The organism is Roseburia inulinivorans DSM 16841 (genome assembly GCF_000174195.1).
GTDB classification, from domain to species: domain Bacteria; phylum Bacillota; class Clostridia; order Lachnospirales; family Lachnospiraceae; genus Roseburia; species Roseburia inulinivorans.
In genome coordinates this window covers 42,204-56,212 of record NZ_ACFY01000152.1, presented here as the reverse complement: position 1 = coordinate 56,212, position 14,009 = coordinate 42,204, and the positions used below count along the sequence as shown (strand labels likewise).

Here is a 14,009-nt window from a genome sequence, read left to right as displayed (position 1 = left end):
ACAAATGACTTGTGAAAGGGCGCTTATACATGCCCAATTTACGCTGTGAATGCACCACAAAATCTGCAATTTACGTTATGGAACTCTCGGTTATGGGATGAATGCCTATGAAGGTAACGGCAAGATGTAGGTATTTTCAATGTCTTGTGATTCGTCGATTGTAAGGGGCATATCTCTCAAAGTTTAACCTTTGATTTCTGCCGCTCGTAGCTTGGATTGACGGATTTTTAAATTGAATTTCTATGGAGGGTATATTCAAAATATTGCAGCTTCATAACTTATGGAGTAATGAATGTAAAATGGACGAATATTGTTTTCGTTTTGCGTTATGGAGATGAAACTCTCCATTTGTGGAAGCTTCTGCTGAACACAAATGATCAGAGAGGTTCATCGCAATGTTTAACGCAACGAAACACAATATTCGTCCATTTCACATTCATGTTTTCATAAACATGTCAGACTGCAATATTTTGTACATAACCTAAATTATAAAATTCAATCTAAAAATCCGTAACACCACCTGCAAGCGGCAGTTCCTAAGGGAAACTCCTGTCAACTATTTATTCGACCGTCTCCAGATATGCATTTTCTCAGCCTCAGCGATCAGTTCATCACGGAAATCAGGATGAGCAACAGAGATCAATGCCTCAGCTTTCTGCCAGGAGGAAAGTCCTTTCAGATTTACCATACCATACTCGGTTACAACATAATGTGTGTTGGCACGTGTATCGGTTACGATAGAACCTTCTGCTAAAGTCGGGCGGATACGGGAATGCATAACGCCCTGTTTATCAGTAAATGTAGAGGAGCAGCAGATAAAGCTCTTACCACCGTTTGACAGATAAGCACCTAAAACAAAGTCAAGCTGTCCGCCGGCACCACTGATCTGTTTGATACCGGAGGATTCAGAACTGATCTGTCCGAAAAGGTCGATATCCACGCAGTTGTTAATGGAAATAAAATTATCCAGAGCTGCGATGGAACGGATATCGTTGGTGTAGCTTACCGGAGCACTCATAAGTTCTGGGTTTTCATCAAGGTAATCATACATTTTCTTTGTGCCGGCACCAAAACCGTAAACCTGGCGGAAACGGTCGATGTTTTTCTTGGAACCGTTGATCTTTCCGGCTCTTGCAATATCAACAAAAGCGTCTACATACATTTCAGTGTGGACACCAAGATCTTTTAAGTCAGATTCTGCGATCAGGGAACCGACTGCATTTGGCATGCCGCCGATACCGAGCTGTAAACATGCACCGTTTGGAATCTGGTCTACGATAAGCTGGGCAACTTTTTTATCAACATCAGTGGCAGGACCGCCTGCACCAAGTTCGCCGATCGGAGCATTGTTTCCTTCCACAATATATGTGACATCGGAAATATGGATGCCGCATTCTGTACCGCCGAGGCAGCGTGGCATATTTTCGTTGACTTCCACGATGACATGTTTGGCAGTCTCACACATTGCACCGAGATGGGATGCGTTTGGCCCGAAGTTGAAGTAACCGTGTTTATCCATCGGCGCAACCATGATCATTGCAACATCATCCGGACATGAGGATTCACGGTAATAACGAGGCAGTTCGGAGTAGCGGATCGGAGAATAGTAAGCACATCCGCGGGCGATCAGTTTTCGTTCGATACCGGACATATGCCAGGAGTTCCATGTGAAATGTTCACCGGCGTCCTCGCGGGCAAAAACAGCAAGCGGTTTTAATAAAATACCACCGCGTAAATTTACATTTTTAAGTTCATCGGTACGTTTTGCCAGTGCCTGATCCAAAACGTCAACCGTACCATTGCACCATCCATAATCAACCCAGTCACCGGATTTGATTAATTTTACAGCTTCATCTGCGGAAACAAGTTTCTGTTTGTATTCCTGTGAGTAATCCATTGTAAATACCTCCCCTAAATTTGGAATGAAATGTATGCTGTGTTTCATTTTCGGTAAATAAAAAACACAGGCAATGTTTGTTAAAAAATTATCAATTAATATTTTAACACTTTATGAGATGTTTTACAAGGGCTTAAGACGAGGCATCTTGATTTTTTATGCAAATACATTTAAGCTTTTAACATCAAAACATATGCGTTTACAGAAGGGGGACAGCAATATGCAGTTTCAATTACAGTTTATCACGGACGAACTGCCGCAAACACCGGTACATATCAATCAAAGAACCGCAGTCCGCGGCGTGATCCATTATCAAAATAAAATCCTTATGGTACAGACCAACCGCGGTGATTACAAATTCCCGGGTGGCGGCATGGAAGAGGGTGAGACGGAAAAAGAAACATTGCTTCGGGAGATCACGGAGGAGACAGGATACACAGATATCCATATCGGGGTGAAAATCGGGGAAACATTTGAGCAGAACATTGATACTGAGGATCCGGAAAGTTATTTTCAGATGAAATCCTGTTATTACGAGTGCTGGCTGATGAGCGATAAAAGAGCGCCGGGAGTGCAGGACGATTACGAGGAAAAACTGGGATTCCATGGAACTTTTGTGACTGTGGAGGAGGCATATCAGAGCAATCTTTCCCTATTAAAAAGAGAGCAGAAGAAGATGCATGACTTTTTACAGAAAGCATATATCGCACAGATGGATCAGAAAATAAAAGAGCAGGTCACATTTGCACCGGAAATTCCGTGGCTGGAACGTGAAACACAGGTTTTATACAAATTGAACCGTACACTTGCGGAAAAAATTGCGGATGCAGTGTGTGAATGTGGAAAAATCATGCTGGACGCAGTGCGGACTGCCGATATGGTGGAGACGAAGGAAGGACACGCTAATTTTGTGACAGTCTATGACAAAAAGGTACAGGAAACCCTTCGGAAAAAGCTGCTTGAAATACTTCCGGAGGCAGTGTTTGTCGGGGAAGAAGATGACGTGCACGTATCGATCAAAAAAGGATTTGCATTTATTGTGGATCCGATTGACGGAACGACAAATTTTATCAAAGACTATCATGTGAGTGCGATTTCAGTAGGACTGGCAAAAGACGGTGAAAAATATATAGGTGTTGTATACAATCCGTATTTGGATGAAATGTTCACGGCAGAACGTGGAAAGGGTGCATTTTTAAACGGAAGACCGATTCATGTTTCCAGAAATCCGCTCTCTGAGGGCATTGTATTATTTGGCACAGCACCGTATTACGAAGAACTGAGCAAAAAATCATTTCAGATGGCTTACGCATACTTTAAGAAAGCGCTGGATGTGCGGAGAAGCGGCTCCGCAGCGATCGATCTGTGCAGCATAGCAGCAGGGCGTGCAGAATTATACTTTGAGCTGCGCCTGAGTCCGTGGGACTTTGCGGCGGGAGCGCTGATCGTGGAAGAAGCAGGCGGCGTTGTCACAACGGTCGAGGGCGGCGCAGTCACTCTGGGGCAGAAGTGTTCTGTTCTTGCCACAAACGGACGCTGTGGCAGACTGGAGTAAAACACTCCGCAAGGAATTATAATTCTTCCGGCACATTCCAGTTGGCGAGTGCTTCCCTGGCATCGGCGAGAGCCTCTTCATATTGATTTGCGGTAAGTGCGGCAAACGGATCATCCTCCGGCAAAGCTGCAAGCATTATCTCATAACAGCGGATCAATCCCTGAAGCGGCAGATCGCCGCCCGTGTGTACATCTAAAATGCTGGAAGTCTCATGCGCAGCATTATAATACCAGAGGGAAGCTTCCTCATAATCTTCGGCTTCCTCAAAATAAGCTCCAAGTTCAAGACAGATTTCGGCGCATGGTGTTGACAGCATATCACGCAGTGTCATCTGGAAAAAGCGGTTGGTGTCCCCGGCAATCCGGTAGGCGTGTGCGAGCACACAGGCGGCTTCTTTCTGTGCGTCGGTGTCTGTGCCGGAATCATATATCAGGCGGAAAATCGGAAGTGCCTCCGCAAAATCTTTTTCATCCCCTGTTTTCAATAATTCTTTTGCATACATGCTGCGAAGCTTGGCAGAAAATGTCCCCTCTCTGTTGAAGGCGTCCACAAAAATGGAAAAATCCCGTTTGTGGTGCATGGACTGTGGCATGTGCAAAATCTCAATGTCGCTGTCAAATACAACCGGTGTGAGGCGGATCGTCTCGTGGATCGGATCGATCCACTCAAATTCCCGGACACGTTTAAACAATTTTGGACGGTACTCGGTTCTTGCATTCAAAACGGTGTTAAATTCAGAGACGGTGCGGTATTTCATCTGTACGATTTCAATTTCCGGCAGAAGGGCTTCCTTTAACAAAAGAAATCTTTTGCGATTTTCCTCGTCCAGTATCTCATCTGCATCCGGTGCGTAAATATAATCCATATTTGCGAGGGAAAAAGAAAAATTTCTTGCAGCAGAAAAATCATTGTTCCATGCGAAATCGTAAATCCGGTCAGTGTATTTTGCTGCGACAGCCTTTGTATCGTCGGTGGAGCCGGTATCCACAATAATAATCTCATCCATTAGGTCACAGACAGAGTCGAGACATCTGGACAGGATGGCAGCTTCATTTTTTACGATCATGCATAAACTTATTTTTATCATAAGAGTCTTACCTTTCAAAATCAGAATGATCCAGTGTTTTATCATGGAAGATCAGCAAATTCGTGAAACAGCACGAAAAAGCATTCCCTGTCTTTATTATCGTAAGTCAGGAGATATTTTGCAAGAAGAGAAATACTTTTTTATAAAACTACAAACGTGGATTATAAAGAAAATCAGGTGGAGTCATCATAAATCTTGTGAACCGCAGAAAACCATGCTAAAATATGCCGATAGAGTGGAAATGACAGAAAAAACAGTGAGAGAAAGATTTTAAATAAGGAGAGCTGACATGAGTGCAATTGTGACATTGAAAAAAGGGGAAGGACGTACCATCAAAGCGGGCGGTGCGTGGATTTTTGACAATGAGATAGACACCATTACAGGACGGTTCAAAAACGGAGAAGTCGTGACTGTACATGATTTTGACGGATATCCGATGGGAAAAGGATTTATCAACCAGAACTCGAAAATCCGTATCCGCATGATGACGAGAAAACCGGATCAGGAGATCGACGAATCATTTTTGAAAATGCGTGTGAAAAATGCATGGGAGTACCGCAAGACAACCGTAGATACTTCTTCCTGCCGTATTATTTTCGGTGAGGCTGATTTTTTGCCGGGCTTAGTGATCGATAAATATGAGGATGTGCTCGTGGTCGAGTGTCTGGCACTTGGCATGGAGCAGTTCAAGGAAACGATCGTGAACTTTTTAAAAGAAATTCTGGCAGAGGACGGTATCAAAATCCGCGGCGTGTACGAGCGGAGCGATGCAAATGAGCGAACGAAAGAGGGGCTTTCCAAAGTAAAAGGCTTCATCGGGGATGCGTTTGACACGAATGTGGAGATCGTGGAAAACGGCGTTCATTATATGGTCGATGTCGCGAATGGCCAGAAAACAGGATTTTTCCTCGACCAGAAATACAATCGTCTTGCCATGCAGCGTATCTGCAAAGGCAAGAAAGTTTTAGACTGTTTTACACATATGGGAACGTTTGCACTGAATGCAGGAATCGTCGGGGCTGCAGATGTCACCGGACTTGACATTTCCGAATATGCAGTGAGCCAGGCAGAGGCGAATGCGAGATTGAACCATCTGGAAAACACCGTGCATTTCCGTCAGGCAAATGTTTTGGATGAACTTCCAAAACTCGCACAGGCAGGAGAAAAATATGATGTAGTCATCTTAGATCCGCCGGCGTTCACAAAATCCCGCGAGGCGACAAAAAATGCGATCAAAGGTTATCGTGAAATTAACATGAAGGGCTTAAAGTTAGTGAAAGATGGCGGTTATCTTGCCACCTGTTCGTGCTCTCATTTTATGACGCAGGATCTTCTCGCAAAGACTGTGAAAGAGGCTGCCAAGGCAACACACAAGAGACTCCGTCAGGTGGAATTCCGTACACAGGCACCGGATCATCCGATTTTGTGGGCGGCGGATGAAAGCTATTATCTGAAGTTCTTTATTTTTCAAGTAGTGGATGAGAAGTAGTGCTTCATAATTCCTGAAAACCTTGATTTTATGCAGAATACAGCAATTTTCAGAAAATCGAGAAGTATCGTAACTTACTGCAAAATGGTGTAATTTATTAACAAGATGGTGTAGTAAATGGTGTAAAATCAAAAGGGAAAGTAGTTGTGCTGATAGAAGAACAAGGAGAAGGAGTGTTTCATTGTACTTTGAAACACTCCTTGTTTTGTTTGACGTATTGGATTGAATAGCTTTTATTGCTAGGATATTAAAAGTCTCTTAATCTAGTATCAATATAATTTAGAAATTCAATAGGGTAGGCTTGTGATGCTTTATCAATTTCCTTTCCAGAAGTGCGCTGATAACATGACTTTAGCGATTTAACTGTTTCATCAGCCAACTCTTTTGTTTTTTTCCACACATTGTAGGCGTATTCAAATTCCATCTCTATCGTGGGTTGCATTATCCGACCTCCTTCAGCCTTTTCATAAGTGAAAAAACAAGACGGCAAATGTAATTCGATTTTGTAAAAATTCTTGTGTGTAATGATTGATGATTATTCTTTATAGCGACGAATAGCGACATTATCTATTTCAAAGCGAATATGATATCCATAATCGGGGAATGTTACTTCAGTTGAGCCATATCCGTTTTCATCAAGGTTAATAGATGTAGTTTCTCGCAATGTATTGGCATATTTTGCTGGACTTCCGTACGTCTTTTTTTCGCCTTGATATATCTTCAAAGAGATATACCCACTACTATACTTATAACCTCCATCTTTAGGCTCTACAGATATTGTGCAAGGAGATTCAGCGGTGCTCGTGTATGCAATATCGAAATAATTTTCAATATCTCCTGCTTTAATATCTTCCACTTCGATTATCTGTTGGTTACAAACCCGGCATTTTCCCGTTGTATAAATGACATCGTGTTCAATCGGTTCTCCGTTCGTTTCTCCGCATACACTACAGGTCTTTGGTTCGGTGCATGTAGCATCTATCCATGTGTGCCCCAGAGGTTGTCCCTCCGTTTCTCCGCATACACTACAGGTCTTTGACTCGGTACAGGTAGCATCTATCCATGTATGTCCCAGAGGTTGTCCCTCCGTTTCTCCGCATACACTACAAGTTTTTGGCTCGGTACAGGTAGCGTCCGCCCATGTGTGTCCCAGAGGTTCACCCTCTGTTTCACCACCTATAGTGCAGGTCCGTGGTTGTGTACAGGTGGCTTCCTGCCATTCGTGCTTCATATGGCAACCTGTTAATGATAGACATACTGTCAACATTGTTGTTACTAAAATAAAATTTTTTTCATATTCCACCTTCTCCTTTGTGGTTATAGTTTTATATACAATCTAACATTGTTAAAATAAATATTGATAGTATTCTTTTAATTTTGGTATTCTCCTATTTTATGAGGGTATATTAGTATTCTGTAGTATGTTACCAATTCTGATATATTTCAAAGTCTTCCTTGGCAGCCTTCCAAACTTCGGGAGACTGTTTAATAATTTCATTTACATGATTTACCCTAAAAGCATCTTCTGTTAGATTGTGTCCTCGTTTGTCGTCCTCAATGTAGCTTTCTAAAATTCCATAATCTGGGGAATTTCTCGCATGATCAATATTCATATTGATTACCTCCTGTTTAATTTTGTAATCCTACTTTATCCTACTTTAAGCGATTAGTCAATATATTATAGTGAATACTGCTATATTGTAGGAAAAAAGGAGATGTGCTTATGAAGTCATTAAAAACAAAAGTGAGCATTACATTGGATACAGATTTGATTGAGGTTCTTAAAGAATTGGCAGAACAGGATGATCGCTCCTTTTCCCAGTATATCAATTTGGCATTAAAAGAATATGTGAAAAATCAGAGTACAAAAAAGGATGCGTGATTGCGCATCCTTTTCAATAATATATTATTGTAGTTCTTACATAGCTGATTGTTTTCTCAATGAAGGAATATCTACCAACCAATTTAACAGTATCAGCAAGCAGTCTTTTTCTCCAAAAGGTAAATCTTCAATATTTTCGTCTGCATATGCAAGCATAACTTTGTGGAAGAGTTCTAATACTACCCACGTATCAGTTTCAGCATATCTATAGTTTTTTAGTTTTTGGGCATCTTCGGGTGAAGAAAATCCTATTTTCTCTAATTTTTCATAAAGCATATTCGGGGTTATAGCTTTTATATTAGTGTTTTTTTCTACTGCCATTATTCGGCAAAACATGCACATTTCATCGTCGATGGAATTGTTCTGTTGGCTATACTCAACCTCAAGAGCCTCTTTGAATAAAGCCTGTCCATTTTCGTTCAACTGGAAAAAATGTTCCATAAAGAAATCATCGCATCCATGTGTATATTTGTAACCATCTGCAACTAGATATAGCAAGGATAATTCTTTTTCGGTTAGGTCATTGAATATCTCTAAAATTTTTGCGTGTTCCCATTCGTCTTGTGCAATTTGTTGCTCCAACATATAAGTATCGTCATTTATCATGTCCGCCTGCTCTAATATTTTTTGACGGTACTTTTTGCTTTTGGATACCTTTCCATTAGTGAAATCTTGTTCTTCCAAATAAGCATATGCTTTATTGACAAGGGGAAGCAGTTCTATAAAATGTCTATCCAAAATATTACAATGAATACCACTGCAAAATTCTTTAAATCGTGAAAAATCTAACACATGTTTACATGATAAGTAGTTTTTTATTGTTGAGATTGTTTCATGTATCCAATAATTTTCATCTTCTCCGGCGGTTAATGCACCTATTGGTATTTCATATCTTCTTTCTTCATAAATTACAGCGAATAAACCATTCCAAAAATATTTATTCAGTTTAGCACATTTTTGCAATTCATTTACAGTCTGATTGTTCATTCTTAAAAAACTCCTTTTAATAATGCATTTTGGTATAACAAAATATCAAGATATCATGTTTTGCAATGAAAAAAGCCAAAAAAGTTATTGATGAAATAGGACTTTTTATAGTCTATTTTTGGTGTACGCTGAGGGTGTACAAAAACAAAGGGCGCCTAAAGGGGGGTGATAACAGCAGGTATAATAACTTTTTTGCATAACATGTTTTAGATTAAGTATACCAGAAAAAAAATTGGAGGTAAATAAAATGAATATTACAGATTTAACTTTAATTGCATTACAAATTACAGGAAGTAATGATGCGGCAGGAATTTTGCTTAGGATACTGCCTGGGTATGAATACCAAAATGGTAAACGTATGGATACACAGACACACATAAAATATGAAGTGGTATTTCCGGAAAATAACTTTGAAAAAGTTATTGTAAAAGTACCCGGTACAAAGCCTGTTATGACACCGGAAGAACTTGATCTACAGAAAGGAAAAGTCAAGATTAAGTTTAAAAACCTTTCTGGAAAGTTCTATCGCACCAACAGCGGAGAGTATGCTCTCTCCTGTAGTGCTGACGGAGTGGAGGTGATGGCATGACATGGCTGTTTGAAAAACTAATTTCACTCTTAACATTTCCTATAAGTTGGTTCTGGGAAAGTTTTGAAAAAACAAAGAAACAAAGAGCATATGGAAAATAATCCTGCTCTTTGTGGGTTCACTTAGCGGGCTTGTACTGCTCGGGGGCTCCCTTGCATGGTTAATAGCTTACCTAATCAACTATCACATTGAATGGGTCGTGATTGGTGGTGTTATCCTATGGCTTTATGCTTATGTTAAATCAAAAATGGATAAGAAAAAAGCGGAAAGTGCCGTGCAGGATGTACCGACAGTTGACCCGGTTCTTGCAGAACTGCAGGTACAGGCAGAAAGGGGATACCCGATTATGCGTAACATCATGTATCAGACGGCAAAAACCGTAGCCCCGGATATTGGTGCGGTTGTACCACGGATTTTACAGGAAATAGAAATACCGGGAGGTCATTACATACTGGCGCATAATATTTGTTTTTACCAGTATAAACTGGATAAGGCAGATATAAGGATGCAGTATCAGACAGCAGACCTGTTGGAATTTAAAGCACTGTTTCAATCTGTATGTGCAAGGCTGATTGGTGCAGGCAATTTTCCTACCCTGCAAATGCAAAACTACATGGATGCATATGGAAACTGGTATGATGCAGTTTGTATTGATGTAATAGAGGATGTGGGAAATACCTTTATTATTCAAGCTGTGTTTGCATCTCCGACATATGCAGAATATCTGCATCAGATACAACTAAATCAGCAAGGTGCAGATAACAATAACGCTGTACCGGATGCAAACTGGAGCAATCCAGTATGATATGGGGGTATATAACAGGAGCCGGTGGAAAACCGCCGGTGCTCCTCGCCTTACCGTTAAGCAGTCATTGCCACGCATTAATAACAGGTTCAAGTGGTTCGGGGAAGTCCTATGCACTTCTTTACCTTCTCGGATGCCTGTTGCAGGATGAACCAGATATTAAGGTATATTTCTGTGATTTTAAAAACTCAGAAGATTTTGCTTTTTTGAAGGGTTATCCACATTACTACAGTGGTAATGATTGCTATGAGGGCGTAATGGCATATTATGAAAGTTTTTGCAATGCCAGAGAACAAGGACAAGGCACAGCACGGCATCTTCTAGTGTGTGACGAATACCCTGCTATGATAAATTATCTGACATTCTGTGACAAAAGAGATAAGACAAAGAGAGCAGGAGATATTTTAGGAGCAATTGCGGAAATTTTGATGCTTGGCAGAGGTATTGGCTATGGGACATGGATAGTAACCCAGAGAGCAGATGCCAGTCTTTTTTCAAACGGAGCAAGAGATAATTTTATGATAATGCTGGGGCTTGGCAGAATGAGTAAGGAGCAAAAGGGGATGATTTTTGCAGGGGAAGAATTACCCGACAAAATTTATCATCAAGGGGAAGGATGCCTATTAGCAGACGGACACCCACTTTATGAGGTTGCTTATCCTCGTATACGCAACATAGTTGATTGGAAGAAACATATTAAAGAAATAATAATGAAACATAGTGACAGATAGCATACTCCCCGGCTTGCCCCTGCCAAAGGCAAGGGGCAAAGACCGGGGAAGATGTCTAGGCAAGTATTACCTAGACACTTCTGTCGCTTGTAGCAAAGGAGAATAAGAATATGAATATAATAGATGAAATGCTCGAAACAAGAGAAATACATGAATTGATCATGGAAATAAGAGAGGAACTTGCAGAACGCAAAAAATATAGAAAGGAACAGCTAGAAAAAATGGAAGAAATTTCCTTTTATTTGAAAAAACTATTTGAGCAGAAAGAAAAAGAGGAGGAAATTAATGGATACAGAAGTACGGCAGATACAGAGCCGAAAATGGCAATTAACAATAAATAATCCATTGGAAAAGGGATATACACATGATGCAATAAAAAAGAATGTCTGCACTCTGAAATCACTTCGCTACTTTTGTATGAGTGATGAAGTAGGAAAGACGCACCACACGCATGTATATATTCTTTTCCAATCCCCGGTTAGGTTCAGTACAATAAAAAGATTGTTCCCAGAGGCACACATAGAAAAAGCCTATGGTTCTTCTATCCAGAATAGAGATTACATTTTTAAAGAGGGAGAGAAATGGTCTAAGGATAAAAAGAGAGAAACTAATCTCCCGGATACGCATGAGGAATGGGGAGAAATGCCTACAGAGCGGCAGGGGGAAAGGAATGATTTAACTGCTTTATATGAATTGATATCTGAGGGAAAAAGTAACTATGATATTTTGGAAGAACAGCCGGAATTTATAACCCAGATTGAGAGAATGGATAAGGTAAGGCAAATTATACAGGAGGAAAGTTATAAAGATATTTTTCGCAATCTGGAAGTAGATTATTTGTATGGAGATACAGGAAGTGGGAAAACCAGAAGTATTATGGAAAAATTCGGATATGCAAACGTGTTTCGGGTAACGAATTATAAGCATCCTTTTGATCAGTATAAAGGGCAGGATGTTATCATGTTTGAGGAGTTTCAGAGTTCTATTCATATCAATCAGATGTTGATATATCTGGACGGCTATCCTGTGACACTTCCGTGTAGATATTCTGATAAGGTTGCCTGTTATACAAAAGCCTATATTTTATCTAATATAGACCTAAAGGAGCAGTATCCAGACATACAGACATACAGCCCGGAAACGTGGAAAGCTTTTTTAAGACGCATACATAAGGTGCAGGTATTTAAAAACGGCAAGGTAGAGACATATAGCCTGTTTGATTATCTGAATGAGTTTCAGATGCTGACAGCAGAGCAGATGACCTTCTGTCCTTTCAAGGAGGGTTAGCCTATGGAAAGAAAATTGCTGACGCTTAAAGAATTATGCGATTATCTTGGGATTGGGGAAACCAAAGCCAGAGAGTTAGTTAGAGGTCAAAACGGCTTTGGAGTACGCATCGGAAACCGGTGGTATGCAGATAAAAATAAACTTGATAAATGGCTTGATAAAATGGCTGTTTAAATTGAAAACAAGGGGACTGTAATGTTATACTAATTAAGACAACAACTACAGTCCCCTTTTGATTTACCAGAGAAAAGGAGCGTAAAATGGGTAAATCATTAAAGGGTAAAGAATTAGGGAGAGGTATCTCCCAACGCAAAGACGGTTTGTATCAAGCACGTTTCATAAATCGTTTCGGAAAAAGACAAACCATCTATGCGAGAACATACAGTGAAATAACAAAAAAACTGCGAGACGAACAATATGAGGATGAAAAGCAGATAAATGTTGTGAATAGCAACATGACGCTGAATGAGTGGTACGAGGTGTGGCTGACAACCTGTAAAAAGAATTGCAGGGATACCACGAAGCGGACATATGCAATTCAGTATAACCGATTGCGTGAAGAACTAGGGTGGCGAAAAATATCAAATCTTAATCTGGTGATTATTCAGAATGCTTTTAATCAATTAAAAAGCGATAGTTCCAGAGGAGATTGTAAGGCAGTTTTGGTAGATATACTTAACAGGGCAATGGAAACTGACTTGATTAACAAAAATGTTGCGTTATCCGTAAACACAAAAATCGAGGGCAAAGAACAGACTGAAAAGAGAGTTTTGACAACAGAGGAAATACAATTGCTTTACCAGTCCGCAAAAGACAGTAGTTTATATCCATTCTTTATACTTGCTTTGAATACAGGTATGAGAATGGGGGAAATACTGGGGCTTACATGGGATTGCGTAGATTTTGAAAATGGAATTATTCATGTAGAGAAAACACTTTGCTATTTGCCAAACAACGGAAAAGCGATATACGAATTTCATCCACCAAAAAGCAAAGCAGGGAAAAGAAATATCCCTATGTCAAAGCAGGTAAAGGAAGTATTGCAGGAGCAAAGAATATGGCATGAGGATATGACAACAAGATTTCAACCACAACAGGGATTTGAGGATTTGGTGTTTACAAGTAAGACAAACCGCCCTATCCATGAAAGCAATATCCGAAGTTCAATTGACTATATAGTTGACCGTATCAATGCTCAAAACCCGACAGAAAAATTTGAGAGATTTACACCACATTGTTTAAGACATACTTTTGCAACAAATTGTATTGCAAAGGGTATGCGTCCAAAGACTTTGCAGAAATTACTCGGTCATAATTCGTTACAAATGACAATGGACTTGTACTGTCATGTACTGGATGAAACACTCAAAGAGGAGATGTCTATCATAGCAGAAATGGTGTAAAAATGGTGTAGTAAGTTATAGAGTGGACTTGAAAATCCTTTAAATACAGGCTTTTCAGCCCTCACATATGAAGTTCTTTATTTTTCAGGTGGTGGATGAGAAATAATCCAAAGAATGCTTATTTTATAGGGGTTCCGAAACAATTCTCTGATATGAAATAAAAGACTGACACACCTTTTGACGCACTTTTATAGAAAAATATCTCGAAATAAGCAAATCCTCTTAGAGTAATCTAAGGGGATTTTGTCGATGTGCGCCTAGCGGCGCACGTTTCTAACGGGTTAAAGTCCCGAATCC

The 14,009-nt window shown here is 40.2% G+C and carries 17 protein-coding genes; 11 read left to right on the top strand and 6 right to left on the bottom strand.

What is annotated here, in order from left to right; translation table 11 throughout:
• Nucleotides 1-556 precede the first annotated feature (556 nt).
• Nucleotides 557-1,897 (bottom strand): butyryl-CoA:acetate CoA-transferase, encoded by a 1,341-nt coding sequence (locus ROSEINA2194_RS15840; protein ID WP_044928512.1) that lies wholly within the window; start codon nucleotides 1,895-1,897, stop codon nucleotides 557-559.
• Between the two features lie 220 nt (nucleotides 1,898-2,117).
• Here ROSEINA2194_RS15840 and ROSEINA2194_RS20645 point away from each other — a divergent pair, with 220 nt between their 5' ends.
• Nucleotides 2,118-3,452 carry an inositol monophosphatase family protein gene (locus ROSEINA2194_RS20645; RefSeq protein WP_172727147.1) on the top strand — a complete coding sequence of 445 codons (1,335 nt, stop codon included), beginning with the start codon at nucleotides 2,118-2,120 and terminating at the stop codon, nucleotides 3,450-3,452.
• A 16-nt stretch (nucleotides 3,453-3,468) separates the two neighbouring features.
• Here the strand turns inward: ROSEINA2194_RS20645 and ROSEINA2194_RS15830 are convergent, their stop codons facing one another.
• Nucleotides 3,469-4,539 (bottom strand): glycosyltransferase family 2 protein, encoded by a 1,071-nt coding sequence (locus ROSEINA2194_RS15830; RefSeq protein WP_044928509.1) that lies wholly within the window; start codon nucleotides 4,537-4,539, stop codon nucleotides 3,469-3,471.
• A 43-nt stretch (nucleotides 4,540-4,582) separates the two neighbouring features.
• Here ROSEINA2194_RS15830 and ROSEINA2194_RS15825 point away from each other — a divergent pair, with 43 nt between their 5' ends.
• Nucleotides 4,583-4,813 carry a hypothetical protein gene (locus tag ROSEINA2194_RS15825; protein WP_007889781.1) on the top strand — a complete coding sequence of 77 codons (231 nt, stop codon included), beginning with the start codon at nucleotides 4,583-4,585 and terminating at the stop codon, nucleotides 4,811-4,813.
• A gap of 15 nt (nucleotides 4,814-4,828) precedes the next feature.
• Nucleotides 4,829-6,028 (top strand): class I SAM-dependent rRNA methyltransferase, encoded by a 1,200-nt coding sequence (locus tag ROSEINA2194_RS15820; protein WP_007889777.1) that lies wholly within the window; start codon nucleotides 4,829-4,831, stop codon nucleotides 6,026-6,028.
• A gap of 247 nt (nucleotides 6,029-6,275) precedes the next feature.
• Here ROSEINA2194_RS15820 and ROSEINA2194_RS15815 read toward each other — a convergent pair whose 3' ends face one another.
• From ROSEINA2194_RS15815 to ROSEINA2194_RS15805, 3 genes are all read right to left on the bottom strand, one after another.
• Nucleotides 6,276-6,470, bottom strand: a complete 195-nt coding sequence (locus tag ROSEINA2194_RS15815; protein ID WP_007889771.1) for a hypothetical protein — start codon at nucleotides 6,468-6,470, stop codon at nucleotides 6,276-6,278.
• Between the two features lie 93 nt (nucleotides 6,471-6,563).
• Nucleotides 6,564-6,884: a hypothetical protein gene (locus tag ROSEINA2194_RS21345; RefSeq protein ID WP_172727146.1), complete on the bottom strand. Its 321-nt coding sequence runs from the start codon at nucleotides 6,882-6,884 to the stop codon at nucleotides 6,564-6,566.
• 568 nt (nucleotides 6,885-7,452) lie between these two features.
• Nucleotides 7,453-7,641, bottom strand: a complete 189-nt coding sequence (locus ROSEINA2194_RS15805; RefSeq protein ID WP_007889759.1) for a hypothetical protein — start codon at nucleotides 7,639-7,641, stop codon at nucleotides 7,453-7,455.
• 110 nt (nucleotides 7,642-7,751) lie between these two features.
• Here ROSEINA2194_RS15805 and ROSEINA2194_RS15800 point away from each other — a divergent pair, with 110 nt between their 5' ends.
• A complete protein-coding gene (locus tag ROSEINA2194_RS15800; protein ID WP_007889757.1) occupies nucleotides 7,752-7,910 on the top strand; it encodes a ribbon-helix-helix domain-containing protein in 159 nt (52 codons plus the stop codon).
• A gap of 36 nt (nucleotides 7,911-7,946) precedes the next feature.
• Here the strand turns inward: ROSEINA2194_RS15800 and ROSEINA2194_RS15795 are convergent, their stop codons facing one another.
• Complete coding sequence (locus ROSEINA2194_RS15795; RefSeq protein WP_007889756.1) at nucleotides 7,947-8,897, bottom strand: hypothetical protein; 951 nt, start codon at nucleotides 8,895-8,897, stop codon at nucleotides 7,947-7,949.
• Nucleotides 8,898-9,144: 247 nt separating this feature from the next.
• Between ROSEINA2194_RS15795 and ROSEINA2194_RS15790 the strand changes: the two genes are divergently transcribed.
• From ROSEINA2194_RS15790 to ROSEINA2194_RS15760, 7 genes are all read left to right on the top strand, one after another.
• On the top strand, nucleotides 9,145-9,486 hold the full coding sequence (locus tag ROSEINA2194_RS15790) for a hypothetical protein (RefSeq protein WP_007889754.1): 342 nt from the start codon (nucleotides 9,145-9,147) through the stop codon (nucleotides 9,484-9,486).
• Between the two features lie 247 nt (nucleotides 9,487-9,733).
• A complete protein-coding gene (locus tag ROSEINA2194_RS15785; protein WP_172727145.1) occupies nucleotides 9,734-10,291 on the top strand; it encodes a hypothetical protein in 558 nt (185 codons plus the stop codon).
• A gap of 140 nt (nucleotides 10,292-10,431) precedes the next feature.
• Nucleotides 10,432-11,022: a hypothetical protein gene (locus tag ROSEINA2194_RS15780; protein WP_172727144.1), complete on the top strand. Its 591-nt coding sequence runs from the start codon at nucleotides 10,432-10,434 to the stop codon at nucleotides 11,020-11,022.
• Nucleotides 11,023-11,132: 110 nt separating this feature from the next.
• Nucleotides 11,133-11,363, top strand: a complete 231-nt coding sequence (locus ROSEINA2194_RS15775) for a hypothetical protein (protein WP_007889749.1) — start codon at nucleotides 11,133-11,135, stop codon at nucleotides 11,361-11,363.
• Nucleotides 11,308-12,309 (top strand): replication protein, encoded by a 1,002-nt coding sequence (locus tag ROSEINA2194_RS15770; protein WP_044928503.1) that lies wholly within the window; start codon nucleotides 11,308-11,310, stop codon nucleotides 12,307-12,309. The genes ROSEINA2194_RS15775 and ROSEINA2194_RS15770 overlap by 56 nt, the downstream gene beginning before the upstream one ends.
• 3 nt (nucleotides 12,310-12,312) lie before the next feature.
• Nucleotides 12,313-12,483, top strand: coding sequence for a helix-turn-helix domain-containing protein (locus ROSEINA2194_RS15765; RefSeq protein WP_007889744.1), 171 nt, complete (start codon nucleotides 12,313-12,315; stop codon nucleotides 12,481-12,483).
• Nucleotides 12,484-12,569: 86 nt separating this feature from the next.
• On the top strand, nucleotides 12,570-13,712 hold the full coding sequence (locus ROSEINA2194_RS15760; RefSeq protein ID WP_007889743.1) for a site-specific integrase: 1,143 nt from the start codon (nucleotides 12,570-12,572) through the stop codon (nucleotides 13,710-13,712).
• Nucleotides 13,713-14,009 lie beyond the last annotated feature (297 nt).

Excerpts from the sequence above, each read along its gene's own strand:
- ROSEINA2194_RS15840 (WP_044928512.1), bottom strand. The coding sequence starts at position 1,897 with ATGGATTACTCACAGGAATACAAACAGAAACTTGTTTCCGCAGATGAA.
- ROSEINA2194_RS20645 (WP_172727147.1), top strand. The coding sequence starts at position 2,118 with ATGCAGTTTCAATTACAGTTTATCACGGACGAACTGCCGCAAACACCG.
- ROSEINA2194_RS15830 (WP_044928509.1), bottom strand. The coding sequence starts at position 4,539 with ATGATAAAAATAAGTTTATGCATGATCGTAAAAAATGAAGCTGCCATC.
- ROSEINA2194_RS15825 (WP_007889781.1), top strand. The coding sequence starts at position 4,583 with ATGGAAGATCAGCAAATTCGTGAAACAGCACGAAAAAGCATTCCCTGT.
- ROSEINA2194_RS15820 (WP_007889777.1), top strand. The coding sequence starts at position 4,829 with ATGAGTGCAATTGTGACATTGAAAAAAGGGGAAGGACGTACCATCAAA.
- ROSEINA2194_RS15815 (WP_007889771.1), bottom strand. The coding sequence starts at position 6,470 with ATGCAACCCACGATAGAGATGGAATTTGAATACGCCTACAATGTGTGG.
- ROSEINA2194_RS15805 (WP_007889759.1), bottom strand. The coding sequence starts at position 7,641 with ATGAATATTGATCATGCGAGAAATTCCCCAGATTATGGAATTTTAGAA.
- ROSEINA2194_RS15800 (WP_007889757.1), top strand. The coding sequence starts at position 7,752 with ATGAAGTCATTAAAAACAAAAGTGAGCATTACATTGGATACAGATTTG.
- ROSEINA2194_RS15795 (WP_007889756.1), bottom strand. The coding sequence starts at position 8,897 with ATGAACAATCAGACTGTAAATGAATTGCAAAAATGTGCTAAACTGAAT.
- ROSEINA2194_RS15790 (WP_007889754.1), top strand. The coding sequence starts at position 9,145 with ATGAATATTACAGATTTAACTTTAATTGCATTACAAATTACAGGAAGT.
- ROSEINA2194_RS15785 (WP_172727145.1), top strand. The coding sequence starts at position 9,734 with ATGGATAAGAAAAAAGCGGAAAGTGCCGTGCAGGATGTACCGACAGTT.
- ROSEINA2194_RS15775 (WP_007889749.1), top strand. The coding sequence starts at position 11,133 with ATGAATATAATAGATGAAATGCTCGAAACAAGAGAAATACATGAATTG.
- ROSEINA2194_RS15770 (WP_044928503.1), top strand. The coding sequence starts at position 11,308 with ATGGATACAGAAGTACGGCAGATACAGAGCCGAAAATGGCAATTAACA.
- ROSEINA2194_RS15765 (WP_007889744.1), top strand. The coding sequence starts at position 12,313 with ATGGAAAGAAAATTGCTGACGCTTAAAGAATTATGCGATTATCTTGGG.
- ROSEINA2194_RS15760 (WP_007889743.1), top strand. The coding sequence starts at position 12,570 with ATGGGTAAATCATTAAAGGGTAAAGAATTAGGGAGAGGTATCTCCCAA.